Source organism: Thiomicrorhabdus sp. zzn3, from assembly GCF_029767755.1.
Lineage (GTDB): Bacteria > Pseudomonadota > Gammaproteobacteria > Thiomicrospirales > Thiomicrospiraceae > Thiomicrorhabdus.
The window spans coordinates 1,033,757-1,049,910 of record NZ_JARUQS010000001.1 but is presented as its reverse complement, the minus strand read 5'-3'; the positions used below and the strand labels follow the sequence as shown (position 1 = coordinate 1,049,910).

17 protein-coding genes are annotated in these 16,154 nt (G+C 48.2%); 9 read left to right on the top strand and 8 right to left on the bottom strand.

The genetic code is table 11. The features are described 5' to 3' along the window. Window positions 1-15 precede the first annotated feature (15 nt). The 4 genes from rluB to QCB44_RS04845 form a co-directional block, all read right to left on the bottom strand. On the bottom strand, window positions 16-906 hold the full coding sequence (gene rluB, locus QCB44_RS04860; RefSeq protein ID WP_279408234.1) for a 23S rRNA pseudouridine(2605) synthase RluB: 891 nt from the start codon (window positions 904-906) through the stop codon (window positions 16-18). Between the two features lie 94 nt (window positions 907-1,000). After that, window positions 1,001-1,657, bottom strand: coding sequence for a site-2 protease family protein (locus tag QCB44_RS04855; protein ID WP_279408233.1), 657 nt, complete (start codon window positions 1,655-1,657; stop codon window positions 1,001-1,003). After that, entirely contained in the window at window positions 1,654-2,277 is a 624-nt protein-coding gene (locus tag QCB44_RS04850; RefSeq protein WP_279408232.1) for an L-threonylcarbamoyladenylate synthase, read from the bottom strand. Before QCB44_RS04850 ends, QCB44_RS04855 begins: the two co-directional genes overlap by 4 nt. A 177-nt stretch (window positions 2,278-2,454) precedes the next feature. After that, window positions 2,455-3,324, bottom strand: coding sequence for a PHP domain-containing protein (locus QCB44_RS04845; RefSeq protein WP_279408231.1), 870 nt, complete (start codon window positions 3,322-3,324; stop codon window positions 2,455-2,457). 295 nt (window positions 3,325-3,619) lie between these two features. Here QCB44_RS04845 and QCB44_RS04840 point away from each other — a divergent pair, with 295 nt between their 5' ends. From QCB44_RS04840 to QCB44_RS04820, 5 genes are all read left to right on the top strand, one after another. Then, window positions 3,620-4,273, top strand: coding sequence for a septation protein A (locus QCB44_RS04840; protein WP_279408230.1), 654 nt, complete (start codon window positions 3,620-3,622; stop codon window positions 4,271-4,273). A gap of 16 nt (window positions 4,274-4,289) precedes the next feature. Further along, window positions 4,290-4,589 carry a YciI family protein gene (locus QCB44_RS04835; RefSeq protein WP_279408229.1) on the top strand — a complete coding sequence of 100 codons (300 nt, stop codon included), beginning with the start codon at window positions 4,290-4,292 and terminating at the stop codon, window positions 4,587-4,589. An 84-nt stretch (window positions 4,590-4,673) separates the two neighbouring features. Further along, entirely contained in the window at window positions 4,674-5,135 is a 462-nt protein-coding gene (gene lexA / locus QCB44_RS04830; protein ID WP_279408227.1) for a transcriptional repressor LexA, read from the top strand. After that, window positions 5,132-5,671 carry an asparaginase domain-containing protein gene (locus QCB44_RS04825; protein ID WP_279408226.1) on the top strand — a complete coding sequence of 180 codons (540 nt, stop codon included), beginning with the start codon at window positions 5,132-5,134 and terminating at the stop codon, window positions 5,669-5,671. Before lexA ends, QCB44_RS04825 begins: the two co-directional genes overlap by 4 nt. Before the next feature lie 86 nt (window positions 5,672-5,757). Next, the gene (locus QCB44_RS04820) at window positions 5,758-6,660 is read left to right on the top strand and encodes a DMT family transporter (protein WP_279408223.1); all 903 of its coding nucleotides are present in this window, start codon (window positions 5,758-5,760) and stop codon (window positions 6,658-6,660) included. Window positions 6,661-6,799: 139 nt separating this feature from the next. Here QCB44_RS04820 and yjgA read toward each other — a convergent pair whose 3' ends face one another. The 3 genes from yjgA to QCB44_RS04805 all read right to left on the bottom strand — a co-directional run bounded on the left by yjgA (window position 6,800) and on the right by QCB44_RS04805 (window position 10,451). Continuing rightward, the gene (gene yjgA / locus QCB44_RS04815; RefSeq protein WP_279408222.1) at window positions 6,800-7,345 is read right to left on the bottom strand and encodes a ribosome biogenesis factor YjgA; all 546 of its coding nucleotides are present in this window, start codon (window positions 7,343-7,345) and stop codon (window positions 6,800-6,802) included. Then, window positions 7,338-9,362 carry an NAD-dependent DNA ligase LigA gene (gene ligA / locus QCB44_RS04810; protein WP_279408221.1) on the bottom strand — a complete coding sequence of 675 codons (2,025 nt, stop codon included), beginning with the start codon at window positions 9,360-9,362 and terminating at the stop codon, window positions 7,338-7,340. Before ligA ends, yjgA begins: the two co-directional genes overlap by 8 nt. Before the next feature lie 114 nt (window positions 9,363-9,476). Then, window positions 9,477-10,451, bottom strand: a complete 975-nt coding sequence (locus QCB44_RS04805) for a cell division protein ZipA C-terminal FtsZ-binding domain-containing protein (RefSeq protein WP_279408220.1) — start codon at window positions 10,449-10,451, stop codon at window positions 9,477-9,479. A 336-nt stretch (window positions 10,452-10,787) separates the two neighbouring features. On the opposite strand from QCB44_RS04805, the gene QCB44_RS04800 reads away from it, so the two are divergent. After that, window positions 10,788-12,281, top strand: coding sequence for an FGGY-family carbohydrate kinase (locus tag QCB44_RS04800; protein ID WP_279408219.1), 1,494 nt, complete (start codon window positions 10,788-10,790; stop codon window positions 12,279-12,281). A gap of 108 nt (window positions 12,282-12,389) precedes the next feature. Continuing rightward, window positions 12,390-12,740: a HopJ type III effector protein gene (locus QCB44_RS04795; protein ID WP_279408218.1), complete on the top strand. Its 351-nt coding sequence runs from the start codon at window positions 12,390-12,392 to the stop codon at window positions 12,738-12,740. Window positions 12,741-12,845: 105 nt separating this feature from the next. On the opposite strand, the gene QCB44_RS04790 is transcribed toward QCB44_RS04795, so the two are convergent. Then, window positions 12,846-13,607, bottom strand: coding sequence for an HAD family hydrolase (locus QCB44_RS04790; protein WP_279408216.1), 762 nt, complete (start codon window positions 13,605-13,607; stop codon window positions 12,846-12,848). 306 nt (window positions 13,608-13,913) lie between these two features. Between QCB44_RS04790 and dksA the strand changes: the two genes are divergently transcribed. Both dksA and QCB44_RS04780 read left to right on the top strand, forming a co-directional pair. Further along, window positions 13,914-14,342 (top strand): RNA polymerase-binding protein DksA, encoded by a 429-nt coding sequence (gene dksA / locus QCB44_RS04785; protein ID WP_279408214.1) that lies wholly within the window; start codon window positions 13,914-13,916, stop codon window positions 14,340-14,342. Between the two features lie 155 nt (window positions 14,343-14,497). Next, window positions 14,498-16,105, top strand: a complete 1,608-nt coding sequence (locus tag QCB44_RS04780) for a bifunctional aminoglycoside phosphotransferase/ATP-binding protein (protein WP_279408213.1) — start codon at window positions 14,498-14,500, stop codon at window positions 16,103-16,105. The last annotated feature ends 49 nt before the right edge of the window (window positions 16,106-16,154 follow it).

Here is a 16,154-nt window from a genome sequence, read left to right as displayed (position 1 = left end):
TGTCGTAAGCGATTACTATCTTTCTTTTAGATTGTGAATCGTCTTTTTCTTACGGCCGTAAAGCGCACGCTGGGCGGTTTTGGAGTTTTTAACATAGCCTTTCTTTCCAGCGGGTGCGGCACGTTGATCTGGCCGCGCTTCTTCCGGCAAATCGACACTTTTAAGTAGCTGATTGACCTGTTTCCAGGTGAGTGGCTGGGTTTTGCCTTTTCTGAGATTTCGAGGCAACTGGAATTCGCCGTAACGCACCCGTTGCAAACGGCTGACTTGCACGCCTTGTGATTCCCAGATACGACGTACCTCACGGTTGCGCCCCTCTTTAATAACCACGCGGAACCAGCTGTTCATGGATTCATCGTCCGATGGCATGCGACTGATTTTGTCGAATTTAGCCGGGCCATCTTCGAGCATGACTCCTTTTCGTAATTGATTGACGACTTCGTCAGAGACTTCTCCAAAGACGCGCACTAAGTATTCACGCTCCACCTCGTAGGAAGGGTGGGCCAGGCGATTTGCCAGTTCACCGTTATTGGTCAAGATCAATAAACCACTGGTATTCAAATCCAGGCGGCCAATGCTGATCCAACGACCATTATAAATACGTGGCAGTTGGGTAAAGATCGTATCGCGCCCCTTTTCATCGCGCCGAGAACAGACCCGCCCTTCTGGCTTGTTGTAAAGAATAACTTGAGTCGGCTGCTTGGAGAGTCGGGTTTGTTTGACCGGTTGGTCATTGACTTTGATTTGATCGTTCTCGGTGGCGCGGTCACCAAGCTGAGCGGTGCGCCCATTCAGTTTAACTCGGCCTTCGGAGATCAAAGATTCGACGGAACGTCGGGAGCCAAATCCAGCTCGGGCCAGGATTTTTTGAAGTTTTTCGCCATGCGGTGACTGTGTGTCGCTCATAGTATCTGTTCTATTATCTAGGTTGTTTATTAGTGATCCGCTTTGAATGTATAACGGATGAATGGTTTTGTATGTATTTCATAAACTGGCTGTGTTACTGAATGCCGACCAGCGCATACAGGCCGTGTTGTAGATAGCTGTATGGCCCGATCAGTATTGGGGTTAAGAAGCCGGAAATCAGTAAGACCAGCAGAATTACAAAGCCAAATGGCGCAATACGGTTATATTGCCACGCCAGTGCTGGCGGTAGTAATGCAGAGAGCACATGGCTACCGTCCAGAGGTGGGATTGGCAACAGGTTTAAAACCAGCAGGATCAAGTTGATGCTGATTCCTGCGAGCCCGCTGTAAAGCAGAAACAGGCCGATATCGGGTGAGCTGGCTTGCAGTATGACACCCAGTTTCGCAATCAACGCCCAGCCGACAGCCATAATCAGATTGGAAGCGGGACCTGCCATGGCAACCCATGCCATATCACGGCGCGGGTTTTTAAAGTTTTTGGCGGTCACCGGAACCGCTTTGGCCCATCCAAAAATAAAGCCGCCTAATAACAGCAGAGCCAGAGGTACAATGACGGTGCCAATCGGGTCGATATGCTTTAATGGGTTAAGCGTCAAGCGCCCCAGCATTTTAGCGGTTTGATCGCCCAGTTTAGACGCGGCCCAGCCGTGGGCTACTTCGTGTACGGTAATGGCGAGCAAGACCGGAATGGCCCACACAGAAATTTTTTGAATCAAAGTCAATTCATTCATTCTGCAAATGTCCCTTGTCCTTGGCGGATAAGAATAGGTTCGTCGTCAGTGAAATCAATGATCGTCGTGGGCTCAAATCCGCTGAATCCGCCATCCAAAACTGCATCCAGGGCGTGACCTAACTCCTCACGAATGCTCCAGCCATCGGTCATGGGATGGTCTTCACCGGGTAGAATCAGTGTCGAACTTAATAACGGCTTGTCAAAATAGCTTAACAGCGCATTGGTAACCACATTTGGGGTGACGCGCAAGCCGATGGTCTTTTTCTTAGGATTCTGCAAGCGACGCGGCACTTCGCGGCTGGCCGGCAAAATAAAGGTATAGGGGCCGGGTAAATGACTTTTTAAGTATCGGAATTGCGTGTTGCCGACCTTGGCATATTCGGAAAGATTGCTCAGATCGCGGCAAACCAGAGTCAGGCTGTGTGTTTCATCCAGTTTGCGAATCGCTCGGATGCGTTTAGCCCCTTCACTATTGTCTAACAGACAGCCAAGCGCATACCCTGATTCGGTCGGGTAAGCAATCACCCCGCCCTTATGCAGGATATCAACCACCTGTTCTAGCAGGCGTGATTGAGGGTTGTCGGGATGGACTGAAATGTATTGGCACTCTTTACGCACGATGATTTGTAAACTCTATTTGCTTAATATAATGGTTCATTCAATAGGAGTTTCAAACAGAAATTAATTTTTTCATTTGCTGCAGTTGCAACGTTTAAAACATGAGTTGTATTGAATAAAATTAATTATAGCACTTGTTGGCAGGCAACAAGGCTAGTAGACATGAGTTTTGTGTGGTCAGGAGGAAGCTGGCACGAGCGCTTTGAAATGCTGCCAGACGGGATGGCACTCTTCCGGCATGGGGGCGAGCCAGCCGAGACCTCGCCAAGTATGCTCCGGACGATGAAAGTCAGACCCCATAGAGGCCAGCAGACCAAAACGTTCGGCACGTTGTGCCATGCCAATAATTTCTGCGCTGTGACGCGGTTTGTTGACCACTTCAATTGCGCGTCCCCCCGCCTCAATAAACGCTTCGATCAGCCGGTTTAATTTTCCACTGGTCAATTTGTACAAGCCCGGGTGCGCAAGAACGGCGATCCCACCGGCTTCAACGATCCATTGAACCACTTCCTCTAACGGCGGCCATTCACTTTTAACAAAGCCGACGCGTCCTTTTTTGAGGTATTTATCGAATGCTTGTTGGGTATTTTTCACATAACCGCTTTCAATCAATAGTTGGGCAAAGTGACCCCGCCCCACAACGCCTTCGCCAACCTGTTCCATTAACCGCGTTTTTATATCCAGCTTGGCCAGGTTAGGACGAGCAGAGAGTTTTTCGATGATTTCATTAGCCCGTTTCCAACGCAATGCGCGAATGTCAGCCAAGCCTTGTTGCAGCTTTGGATGCGTTGCATCAAAGTCGAGGCCCACTATATGAATCGTCTGCTTCTGCCATTCACAGGAAATTTCTACGCCACTGGTTAAGCGAATCCCCTTTTGTTGCGCATGCTTGAGCGCTTGCTGGTAACCTGCCGTGGTATCGTGGTCGGTGATTGCCAGGTGAGTGATTTGGTGGGTATGGGCCAGTTCAATCAGTTGCTGTGGAGAAAGTGCGCCGTCTGAGGCTGTCGTGTGGCAATGAAAGTCGACTTTAGGTGTTGAGGTCATAAGGTTTTAACCGGGTTTTGCTGAATCACGCTTTAAATCTTCGTCAATCGGGGCTAGAATCCCTGATTCGTTAGAAAAGAAATGCCCGATCCGAAAATAACATTGTACCATCTGTGGCTTTAGCCGGCAGAAGAGTCGCATTCACAGCGTTTCCAGTAAATGGCGAGAAAGTCGTCAACGCAGAAGCTTAAATGACATGTGTGTTTGTACAGGCCTGGTCGGTCGAGCCTTTTGATTTTTTGCTATTTAATTTAATTAAAACAATTGATTACCTATTTAATTTAAAGTCAGTTTAATGAAATTACTATTTGATCTTTTTCCAGTCGTTCTATTTTTTATTGCCTATAAGCTTTACGACATCTATGTGGCCACGGCGGTGATTATCGCTGCGACTGTGGTTCAAGTCGGCTATGTTTACTTAAAGCATAAACGTGTAGAAAAAATACACTTGATTACATTGGCTTTAATCCTGGTATTGGGTGGGCTTACGCTGATTTTGCAAGATGAAGATTTTATTAAGTGGAAGCCGACGATTGTTAACTGGGGCTTTGCCCTGGTCTTTTTAGGTAGCCACTTTATTGGCAACAAGCCGATCATTCAGCGTATGATGGCGCAGGCCATCCATCTTCCCGAACCGGTATGGGTGCGTTTGAGCGCCATGTGGATCGCCTTTTTTGTCATTTCGGGTATTGTGAATCTGTATGTGGCCTTTAACTATGACACGGATACCTGGGTTGACTTCAAACTATTCGGTTTGATGGGCATGACGTTGGTCTTTATTGTGCTGCAGGGGGTTTATATCAGCCGCTATATCCAAGAGTCCGACTCTGAAGCGGAAGCCGACAAATTGATGGATGGCGGCGAAATTATCCATTCAGCTGAAGAGCAAAAGATGACTGATAGCAAAGGGATCGCCGCTGAGAGTCCAACCAGATCCTCAGAACGATAATTGAAAAGGAGTTGATATGCTTTATTCCATTTATGCGTTTGATGTTGCCAACAGTTTGCCATTGCGCGCCCAAGCCCGCCCTGACCATATTGCCCGTTTGAATGCCTTGGCTGAGCAAGGGAAGCTGGTTCTGGCCGGGCCTAATCCGGCCGTGGATTCTAATGAGCCCGGAGAAGCCGGCTTCAGCGGCAGTTTGATTGTTGCCGAGTTTGACTCCTTGGACGCCGCACAGGCTTGGGCGAATGACGACCCATATCTGCATGCCGGCGTGTATGAAAAAGTGATTGTCAAACCCTTTAAAAAAGTGCTACCTTAAACACACCTATAAGTATCTACAACCTGGCCTGAGTGCCTTTTAGGTTAACTCAGTCAGGCGTCTTGAGCGTAAGGATAGTAAATCATGAGTAACCTCGCCTATTTGATCCCAACACGCAATCAAAAATTGCATCTTCATCCGACGGATCCATTACAGGATTTGGAAGAAGAGTTTGTAGAGATTCCGCTTCTCGGCTGGACTTCGGCGGGTGAACCGATTCAGATGGAATTGGATTACGATACGGTTTCGGTGCCGGGCTCAATGGTCAAAAAAGAGACCTTTGCCTTGCGTGTTAAAGGTCACTCGATGATCGATGAGAACATTGAGGATGGGGATATCGTCATTATTGAGCGCCGCTCTACCGCTGAAAACGGGGAGTCGGTCGTGGTGCGCATCAATAATGAAGAAGTGACCATGAAAAAGTTCTACATCGAAAAAGGCGGTGTACGTCTGCAACCTGCGAATGCCGAGATGGAACCGATCTTTCTGAAAAACGAAGAGATTGAGATCCTGGGGATCGTTACCGGTATTCTGCGTCAGCCATGAGTGTGTCGATCGCATTGGACGCTTCCAGCTCAGCAGGGTTATCTCCGATTCTTTTGCTGATTACTGGCGGTACGCTCGATAAAGAGTATGATCCGATCCGCGGAGAGCTTGGTTTTCCTTCGTCGGCCCTGCCTGACTTGTTGAATGAGGCACGTTCCACTCTGCCGATTGAGCACAAGGTGCTGATGCAAAAGGACAGTTTGCACATGACGGATCAAGATCGTCAGCAGATTGAACAGGCCTGTCTCAAGGCAAGGCAAAATCACATTGTGATCACCCACGGCACCGATACCATGGTGGAAACGGCGCAGGTTCTGCAAAATTGTGATGGCCTTAAAGGTAAAAAAATTGTTTTGGTGGGGGCGATGCGTCCTTATCGATTAGGCGGTTCCGATGCCGCGTTTAATGTCGGCGCGGCATTCATGGCCGTTCAGTTGGCCGCTCCTGGTGTTTATCTCTGCATGAACGGACGTTTGTTTCATGCCGGTTCGGTGCGCAAGAACCGCCAGCTGGGTGTTTTCGAAGCGTTGGAATAATACCTTTATTTACTTTTATTCAACCGCTTCAGCTTCCTATTCTTGCAAATTCTTTAGCACGCTTTTCTCTCTTTATGGATCATTGAATGAACATCGTACTGGCCTATTTGGGCGTGGTCGCCATTTGGGCGACCACGCCGTTGGCGATTAAATGGAGTGGTGAAACCGATTGGTTTTTTGGTGTGGCTGCTCGCACGGCTCTGGGGGCGTTGCTCATTCTTCCTGTTGCCTGGTGGCTGGTTTGGCGCAGGCAAACGGCAGCCCGTTTTTCGTTGGATTGGCCTGCTGTTCGCGTCTATTTGGCGGCCAGCCTGCCGATATTGGGGGCCATGACTTTCATGTACTGGGCGGCGCAATATCTGCCGTCGGGGTGGATTGCGATTTTGTTTGCTTTGAATCCGGTTATGACCGGTATTTTGGCGCATTTCTGCTTACCTAACAGCCGTTTGAGTGTCAGGAAAATCCTAGGGGTGTTAATCAGCCTGACAGGCCTGTTGATTATTTTTGTGCCTAATATGTCGGCACAGCAGACTGAAATGCAACTTCTGGCTATCGGTGCGGCGCTGATTTCGGTTTTTTTCCACTCTTATGGTTCGGTGTTGGTAAAACGTGTGAACGATTCGGTATCGCCGGTGCATGTCGTGGTGGGTGCTTTATGGGTGTCGGTTCTGGGGCATCTGATGTTGTCGCCAACGGCGCTTTTGTCTTGGCCGGCACTTACTTCTCGTGAAGCGGCAGCGATTGTGTATGCGGCCAGCATCGGTTCGGTGGTAGGTTTTTTGCTCTATTTCTATCTGTTGAAAAATATTGATGCGGTTAAGGTATCGCTGATTCCGGTGATCACCCCGGTATTTGGGTTGTTGTTAGGGCATTTTCTGAATGAGGAGCCGTTAAATGCCGCGATCTGGTCTGGAGCTGGACTGGTGTTGTTTGGATTGGTACTGTTTGAATGGCGTTTGCAAACCTTGTGGGGTGGGAAACGACGGTAAGCCACTGTTTTAAAGCGGCTAAAAGCGCGGAACAGGCCTGTTAAACGGGGGCGGCTTTTTAATCAAATCCTGAAAGGGATTTCATCATCTTTTTTGACCAGGCCTGTTCAATTTGGTATTGATTTCATGAACGTGGCGCTTACCACTCGAGACTGCGCAGATACTTAAACAACAAGCGTGCGGATTTAGGCGGTTTGTTGTCCGTTTTCTCCTTTTGCGCATTGCGAATCCATTGGCGTAACTGTTGACGATCGGCGTGCGGAAACTGCACCATAAATGCATTCATCGCTTCATCGCCCTCTTCCAGCATGCGATCTCGCCACTGTTCCAGTTTATGAAAATGGGCATTTTGCTGTTTGATTTTGGCTTCTTTTTCCGCCAATTTCTGCTTAATGTCGATAATCCACTCTTCATTCTGGCGCAACAGTTTGCCTACAAAAGCACGCTGGCGCTTAATAGCCGGACCTTTGTCGAGACTTTTCAACAGCAAGATCGCCTTTTCCAGTTCTGCCGGAAGCTGCATCTTTTGAATTTCGGACTCGGTTGATTCAGCGAGTTGCTCACCTAATTCGGTCACCGCTTGAGCCGCCTTTTTGATCTGTGTGCGGCTTTCAAACTCTTCCTGTTCCCAGTCAGGAACCTCCAGTGTCGCTTTAGTGCGGTTGACATTACGTGGTCTAACCATGGTCTTCTCCCATCATTTCAATCCATTGAGCTTCATCCAATACGGCAACGCCCAACGATTCCGCCTTGGTCAGTTTTGAGCCCGCTTTTTCACCAGCGATCACAAAATCCGTTTTTGCGGATACACTGCCGGTGACTTTAGCGCCCAAGGCTTCGAGTTTTTGTTTGGCTTCACTGCGTCCCATCTGCTGCAAAGTGCCGGTTAGCACGACTACTTTACCATTAAACGGTGAATCAGAAACCGGATCCTTGTCCTCCGGCTGAGGCCAGTGCACGCCGGCATCGAGGAGTCCTTGAATGACTTCCCGGTTATGCGGCTGGTTAAAAAAGGTTTGGATCTGTTCTGCAACAATCTCGCCAACATCCGATACTTCTAACAGTTGGGTTTCGTCCGCAGCCATTAAGGCATCCAGAGATTGAAAATGTTGCGCCAGGTGTTTGGCAGTGACTTCCCCTACTTCCGGGATGCCCAAGGCGTAGATAAAACGCGGTAAGGTGGTTTGTTTGGCTTTGTCCAGCGCATCAATTACGTTTTGCGCCGATTTTTCCGCCATGCGTTCCAGTCCCGCTAACTGTTCGACTGTTAAGTGGAACAGGTCGTCGGGATGCTTCACCCAGTCCTTTTGTGTCAACTGCTCAATCAGCTTGTCTCCCAATCCCTGAATGTCAAAGGCTTTGCGTGACACAAAATGCTGTAAAGCGCGCTTGCGCTGTGCCGGGCAGAATAAACCGCCACTGCAACGGTAGACCGCTTTGTCGTGTTCCTTAATCACTTCGGAACCACATTCGGGACAGTTTGTCGGCATGCTGAATAGTTGAGTTTCGTTGGGACGCTTGCTCAGCACCGGCCCCACCACTTCAGGAATGACATCCCCTGCACGACGGACAATGACCGTGTCGCCAATGCGGACATCTTTACGGACAATTTCATCCTGGTTGTGCAGTGTGGCATTGGAAACCACGACGCCACCAACCGCAACCGGCTTGAGTCTCGCTACTGGAGTTAAGGCGCCGGTGCGTCCTACCTGCACGTCAATGCCGAGCAGCTCGGTCCAGACTTCTTCTGCGGGAAATTTGCGTGCAATCGCCCAGCGTGGAAATTTTGCTGTGAAGCCCAACTCCTCATAATAGTTGATGGCATTGAGCTTGTAGACGATACCGTCTATTTCATAGGGCAGTTGAGGGCGTTTTGCCAGCAAGGTTTCGTAGTACTCTTCCATCCCCTTAATGCCTGAGACCACTTGCGCATCGGGATTGGTCGGCAAGCCCCACGCACGGAGCTGATGCATCACCTCGGCATATTGATTCGGACGTTGCCATTCTGTACTGGTTTTTCCCCAGCCATAAACATAAAAGCTCAAGTGGCGGCTGGCGGTAATTTTGGGATCCAGTTGGCGCAGTGTGCCGGCGGCGGCATTGCGCGGATTGGCGAAGGCTTTATCGCCCTTCTCAAGTTGTTGCTGGTTTAAACGGTTAAAGGCCTGTTTGGACATAAACACTTCGCCGCGCACTTCGAGTACAGCCGGCCAGCCTTGCCCCAGTAGTTTTAAAGGAATGGATTGAATCGTGCGCACATTGTGAGTGACGTCTTCGCCGACGGTGCCATCGCCACGGGTGGCCGCTTGAACCAAAAGACCGTGTTCGTAACGCAAATTGATGGCGAGCCCATCCATTTTGGGTTCGGCCGCGTATTCGATGTGATCCAGCTTGGGCAATCGCTCCTGGATGCGTTTTTGAAAACTTGCCAAGTCATCTTGACTGAAAGCATTTTCCAAAGAAAACATAGGAACGGCGTGCGTGATCGACTTAAAGCCACTAAGGGGTTGATCACCTACCCGTTGTGTCGGTGAGTCGGGGGTAATTAATTCTGGGTGCGCTTTCTCAAGTTTCACCAGTTCGAAATAGAGCGCATCGTATTGCGGATCGCTGATTTGTGGATCGTCAAGGACGTAATAAGCGTAGTTATGGCGTGCGATTTCTTCGCGCAGCGCCAGGATTTTTTGTTCAACGGAATTCATAGTTTTTAATTTTTGTTATCCGAATAGAGTCCATGCAAAAAAACAGTTTGGAGGACGGACTCTCTTGTGAAATCAACAGGCCGGGTACGATTATGCGGTTTGCGTCTGTTGTGACTATAACGGTTTGGACTCGTATTCGACCGCTGCGTCACGCATCGCCTGAAGGTCTGATTCTTTAATCAAGTGGCGTTCGATGTTATACAACCGCCCATTTAAACGCTGAGACACCTTACGCGCCATCATGATCAGATCATGCATGGCTGCCGGCGCGCGCACGGTTGTGGGCAGTTGTAATATGAGTGCAATTCCCGGCGTTGCGTGGGAAGCCAGGTTTTCACTTGGGAAGGTGCCCGGTTCAAGGATGTTGGCAACGCGAATGATTTCATTGCCTTTAGAATCGGTGGTGACATAGATGTTTTTAGGCGAATAGCGAAGTCCGACGCCCAATAACGCCTGATTGACCGCATCCATCGTGAATTCTTGAGCGGAACCGCCTGTGCTCAACACCAATAGCGCAAAAATTTGCGGTTCGGTTTTCTCGCCTTGAGTCATTCCAGGAGGGGCTCCCTTCTCTTCTTCTGGAATGCCGAAATTCACCGTCGGTTCTTTATCCATCGGCATTCCGACCTCTTCAATGGTGAGCAGTTCTTCGACTTCTAAAATATGGTGCTTGGGACCATTTTGCGCTTTGATGGCGTCGCCTTCAGAAACGGTTGAAGTGGCCGGCGCTGCTTCTGGTTTGGCGATTTCAAACTCGTCACCGAACGGTAAGGACGCTTGGCCTTCTGGAATTTGAGGTTGTTCCAATGTTTCCTCGCTGGCGAGGTCAGATTGCTCCATGGTCAGACGAGATTGGGTTTGGGGGGACAATGGCTGATGTTCGTCGCCAAGGTTGTTTAACGCTTCTGAAGCATGCTGTTTTGAAATTGAGGGTTCAGACCCGTTTGCCTGAGCGGTTTTTGGCGTGTCGGCAGAGGCTTTGGAAGTATCCGTTTTAGATTTTGCTTGGGATCTTTTTTTGCTTAAAAAATAGAGAACGGCAATAACGATGACTGCAAATACCAGCAAGACTTGCTGTAGTTCATTCATGAAACGGCTCCAAATTGCACTTGATTAGAACAATCTGCGATATACGTGCCTGTCTTTTTATGGTTATCGGTTGGTTTAACCGAATCAGTTTTACGGCGTATATCTTGTTTATAACAGACTGTTTTCAGCTCAACTAGGCTTGAGCAGGAGTTTGACAAAATAAGAATGATTGTACCTTTTATAGGTTTAAAATTTCCAGTCATTGAGCGTGAAATTTACGTGTTATTTATTAATGAAAAATCGGGTTCTGAATGGTTTTGTGGGGTTTTATTGAGATTTTGCTAAACTACGCGGCTGTAAAGAATCACAGTAATTCAAAATAAAACGGCTGCGGTTATGGATGCAAAAGTAATTTTAGGGATTGATGTTGGTACCAGTGGGGTTCGCGGAACCCTGGTGAAGGTCCCCTGTTGTTTGCCTGCTTCAGAAGGACGGTTACCTGAAAGCGCCCCGCAGCGAGTCGTGTTGGCCAGTAAAAAGGTCTCCTTAGAGGGGCCGGTACGCGATCCGGTGATCGGTAAAAGTGTGCAATCCCCTGCCCTGTGGATCGAAGCGATCGAATCTCTGGTTGGCAAATTGTCTGCACATGCTGACTGGGCATCTGTAGAGCACATTATTGTGGATGCGACCTCTTCGACGGTGTTACTGTGTGACGCCTCTGGTCAGTCAATTTTACCCAATGCGATGATGTACGATGATCGTCAGGCCGTAGTCGAAGCGCAACAAATTGATTCGCGATTGCAGCAAGAAGGCCTTTATAGCGGTGCTCAGGGTCCAAGCAGCACCTTGGCAAAAGTTCTGTTTATGTTAAAGCAGTTGTCTGGAGATGAACAGCCAACAGGGTCGACACTTCAAACAATAAAACCGCCAAACAGCCGGGTTCAAATCTACCATCAAATCGATTTTGTTAACCATTGGCTTATGCATGGAGGCTCCAGAAATTTCGCTGTCCTCCCCTGCCCGACGGATGAAAACAATGCCCTCAAACTGGGATATGACAGTGTTAATCAAAACTGGCCTGGCTGGGTTGAGGAGATGTTACAGCAAGCCGCGAATCGCGCTGGCGTGGAGATTGAATTGCCAAAAGTGGTCAGGCCTGGTAGTTGTTTAGGTGGTTTGGCGAATGAACTGGCCGTGCGCTGGGGGCTATCGTCCAAGATCCGGGTCCACGCAGGCACAACTGATAGTATGGCAGGTTTCTTGGCTTCCGGCGCCAGTCAGCAGGGAGATGGAGTAACATCACTCGGTTCGACGATTGCGATTAAGTTGATTTCCACTACCCCGCTTTTTAGTCCCGAATACGGCATTTACAGTCATAAACTCGGTTCTTTTTGGCTAGTAGGCGGTGCTTCTAATACCGGCGGCGCGGTGTTATTGAAATATTTTGAGCTGGAGGTGTTGCAGCGATCCGCGAACGCCTTGGCTGAACGCCTTCAGAGTGGCCAAATAGAAAACCCGGTGAGTGACCAATATTATCCGCTGTTGCATAGCGGGGAGCGTTTTCCAGTTTGTGATCCAAATCTCCCGCCTAAATTGCCGCAAAGCAACCCTCCGTCTGGCGGCCATCAAGATGAGGCGAATCAGGCGTTGATGCTGGCTTTGTTGCAGGGGTTGAGTCATATCGAACAGTTGGGCTATCAACGTTTGAAAGAGTTGGGTGCGCCCCGCTTACGTCGAGTTTATGCGGTTGGCGGTGGCACGCAAAACCCGGCCTGGCAGAGTTTGCGACAACTCTATTTAGGTGTGGAGATGGCGCAGCCGGACTCGCTGGATGCGTCATACGGCGTCACCCGGTTGGTTGATGAGTTTCAGAATTCATCCGTGGCTTGATTGCTGTTGCAATCAAGCCCATCTATTGTAGTGACTGTTTGAGGCCTGATTTAAACCGAACAGGCCTGGTTGGTTTTTTCGTTTTGCAAAATATAAGAAGGAAAAGTGATGAGTGTTATGTCTGTTTCTGAATTGATCACAGCCTTAAACCAAGGTGCTGTCGATTTTGATCAAGTGATGCAAGTAATTGATCAATATTATGAATTTTCTCCAGCCCGTTTTGTAAACGGTGACACGGTGAATGAAGCTGGCAGTAACAACGGTTCGTGCAAAATTTTCGCATTTGCCAAGCTTAATCAGCTTTCAGAGCAGGCTACTTTAAATGCTTTTGGAGATTTTTATACTGTGGATGTCTTGCAGCATCCGGAGGCGGAAGATCATCAGAATATCCGCAACTTCATGCAGTACGGCTGGCAGGGAATTCAGTTTGACCGTGACGCCTTGGCGGCAAAATCGTAATAAGGCTAAAACCGCATTATGAAAATAAAAAAGCCCTTGAATCCAAAAGATACAAAGGCTTTTTATAAGGTTAAAAGTGGATGTGCGCTTTTAACTGGGTATTGATTAATTGGCGTGAACTTTTTCAACCAGTTCCAGATCAAGGAAGGTATGACCGTGATCATTACCGGCAATCACGCTGAAAGTCTGGTCTGCTTCACCCAGATGATCGAGTACCAGGGCGGCGGCTGAAAAGTCGTCTTCCTGGGTGTAATCATTGATGGTAATGATGGTTTTCACGTTCGCGCCGGTTGAAGACAGAATGCCGTTAGACGAGTCTTCGAACGCAATGGTCTCTTCCGGTTTTAGGTTCATCTGTTCAAGCGCCCAGTGGTAAATGTCTGGAGCCGGTTTTTTGGCTGGAACGATATCCCCGGCGGCAATGACTTCAAACCAGCTCTCGGAGTCGGGTCCCAAAGTGCTTTCGAGCAAAGCGGTGACGTTAGCCGGCGTAGTCGTGGTCACTACGGCCATACGCATCCCTTTTTCACGTGCCTCATTGATTAGGCGCTCTACACCAGGGCGTAATGGAATCGCCCCTTCGGCTAACAGTTTAGTGTAAAACTCGGTCTTTGACGCATGCAGACCTTTAACAAACTCATCAAAACCGTCCGGTTTTTCAAAATCGGTATTGAATTTATCCAAATAGTATTTGATGCGTTCTTTACCGCCGGTGACAGCCAGCAGTTCGCCGTATAAGGCCTCATCCCAGTGCCAGTCAAGCCCTGCTTTTTCAAAGGCTAAATTAAACGCGACACGATGGCCGTCTTTCTCGGTATCGGCCAGGGTTCCGTCAACATCAAACAGGAGGGCTTTTAGCTCTGCCATAGGGTGTTTCCTCTTTTATCTTTTATAATTAAATTTGATTACTTGATTAAATTAGTAGGGAATTCTGATGGATATGGGGGCAAATAGCAAGAAATTCAACCTTGTTCCATTAAAAAAATTTATATGATTGATCGATCAAAAAAAATTGCTTGTTGCCCATAATGAAAACTGCTATAAATTGCGGTTAAGAAATTTTTACTGACATGGTTGATAGGCGCTACGCCTGTTTGCGGTGTTGTTTTAAGGGCCAATAAACAATAATGGATAACATTAATAATAAAGGCCCATTGTCTTAGGAGAATAATCATGGATATTCATTCTGATTTTATTGAGGACTACCCTGCCTATGTTCCTGAAGAGGGTGAAGAGTACATGAGTCCACGTATGTTGGAACATTTTAAAAACAAGCTGCTGGCATGGAAAAAGCAATTGTTGGAAGAGGCTAATTCAACGGTTAGCCATCTTAAGCAGGATTCGGAAACGCCGGCCGATCCTAATGATCGTGCTTCTCAAGAAGAAGAGTTTGCTCTAGAGTTGCGTACCCGAGACCGTGAGCGTAAGTTGATTTCCAAAATCGATAAATCATTACGTGACATTGAAAGCGGTGAATACGGTTACTGCAAAATGAGTGGCGAAGAGATTGGTTTAGCGCGTATGGAAGCGCGTCCAACGGCGACCTTAACGGTTGAAATGAAGCGTAAGCAAGAGATCCGCGAAAAACAAGGCGTAGCTTAAGTTGCATAATCCGCTTGTTTTCAATATTTGATGAAGTGAGTGTTTGGCTGATGGCTTAACCTTAGCGCATCAAACCGCAACCTTTTAAAGCCAAGTTATCCGACTTGGCTTTTTTGTTTCGTTTATTTAACCGCCCTTCCCCTTTGGATGTCGTTTTGAATACAGAACAGCTTATAGACTTTCTTTGTCAGCCGGACACCTATCCTCACCCCGTCGAAGTGATTACTACGATAGAAACGCATATTTCGGTTGTATTTTTGACGGGGCATTATGCCTATAAACTCAAAAAACCGGTGGATTTCGGATTTTTAGATTTTACAAAGCGGGAATCCAGAAGGCACTTTTGTGAGCAAGAGCTGCGTTTGAACCGGAGAACAGCGCCGAGCCTTTATCTTGAAGTTGTGCCGATTTACTGCGCTGCAGACGGCACAGTCACTTTTCATGCCGACAAGGATCAATCGCCACTGGATTACCTTTTGAGGATGAACCAGTTTGACCCTAATCAGGTACTGGGGCGTTACCTGGCTGAGCACATGATTGATCAACGGCAAGAGCAGCTTTTGGCGGAGCGCATTGCCGATTTGCATCAGAATGCGGCTGTGGTCGATAAGCAGAGCCATCTTGGGGAGCCTCGAACCATTTTGCAGCCGATGCTGGATAACTTCCCTACTCTGTTTAAGTGGTGTCAGCATCCCTACCAACCTCGATTACGCAAACTCTTGGAATGGACCTGGTTACAGTATGAAACCCATTATGAGGCCTTGGCTCAGCGCAAACAACATGGGCATGTGCGTGAGTGTCATGGCGACTTACATCTGGATAATATTGCATTGATTGATGAAGTTCCGACCCTGTTTGATGGTATTGAATTCAATGACGAGTTTCGTTGGATTGATGTCATCAGCGATCTCGCTTTTTTGTTAATTGATCTCGATTATCAGCAAAGAGTCGCGTTGCGCCGTCGTATTTTGAATCACTACCTCAGTATTACCGCAGAGTATGAGGCACTGGATTTGTTGCGTTTTTATCAGGTTTACCGCTCGATGGTGCGTGCCAAAATTTCGGCGCTGAGATTGCAGCAGTTGGATAAAAACTCACTGGAATATCAAAAATATAGATTAATGACTTTAAGCTATATTCAACAGGCTGAAAATTATGCTTATGAAGATTCTGTGCCCAAGCTGATTCTGCTTCAAGGCGTTTCAGGTTCCGGCAAAAGCCACCTGGCACAGCAGCTTTTGGATGAACTGGATGCGATTGTCATCAGTTCGGATATTGAGCGAAAAAGACTGTTTGGTATCGCCCCTACCGAACGAGTGGATGAGGATGCGAAACAGCAGCTTTATTCATCCGAAATGAGCCGAAAAACCTATGAACACCTGCGCCATTTGGCCGAGCAGCTACTGCGTCAGCGTCAATCAGTGATTGTGGATGCAACATTTCTGAAAGCACAGCACCGTCAAGCCTTCTGGAAGGTCGCTGAGCGCAGAAAGGTCGATGCGTATTTAATCTATGTTGAAACCAACCTTGAGACGGCTGAACGAGCCATTCATCAGCGTTTACTGGATGGCAACAGTCCTTCCGACGCGGATGTCGAGGTGATGCGCAATCAGATGCAGTGGCTGGAGGCGCCGCTTGACAACGAACCGGCCTTGACGCTTCAGGCCGATCAGTTACGAAAGGTGTTTCCGCGAGAAACACTGCAAGCTTTTCTAAAGTTATCACCTGTTGTGGCCGATAAGCCAGTTAATGGGTACGAATAATTGTGGTGCGCTTGGCGGAGCTAGAGTCAGATCGCACAGTGATGCTTAT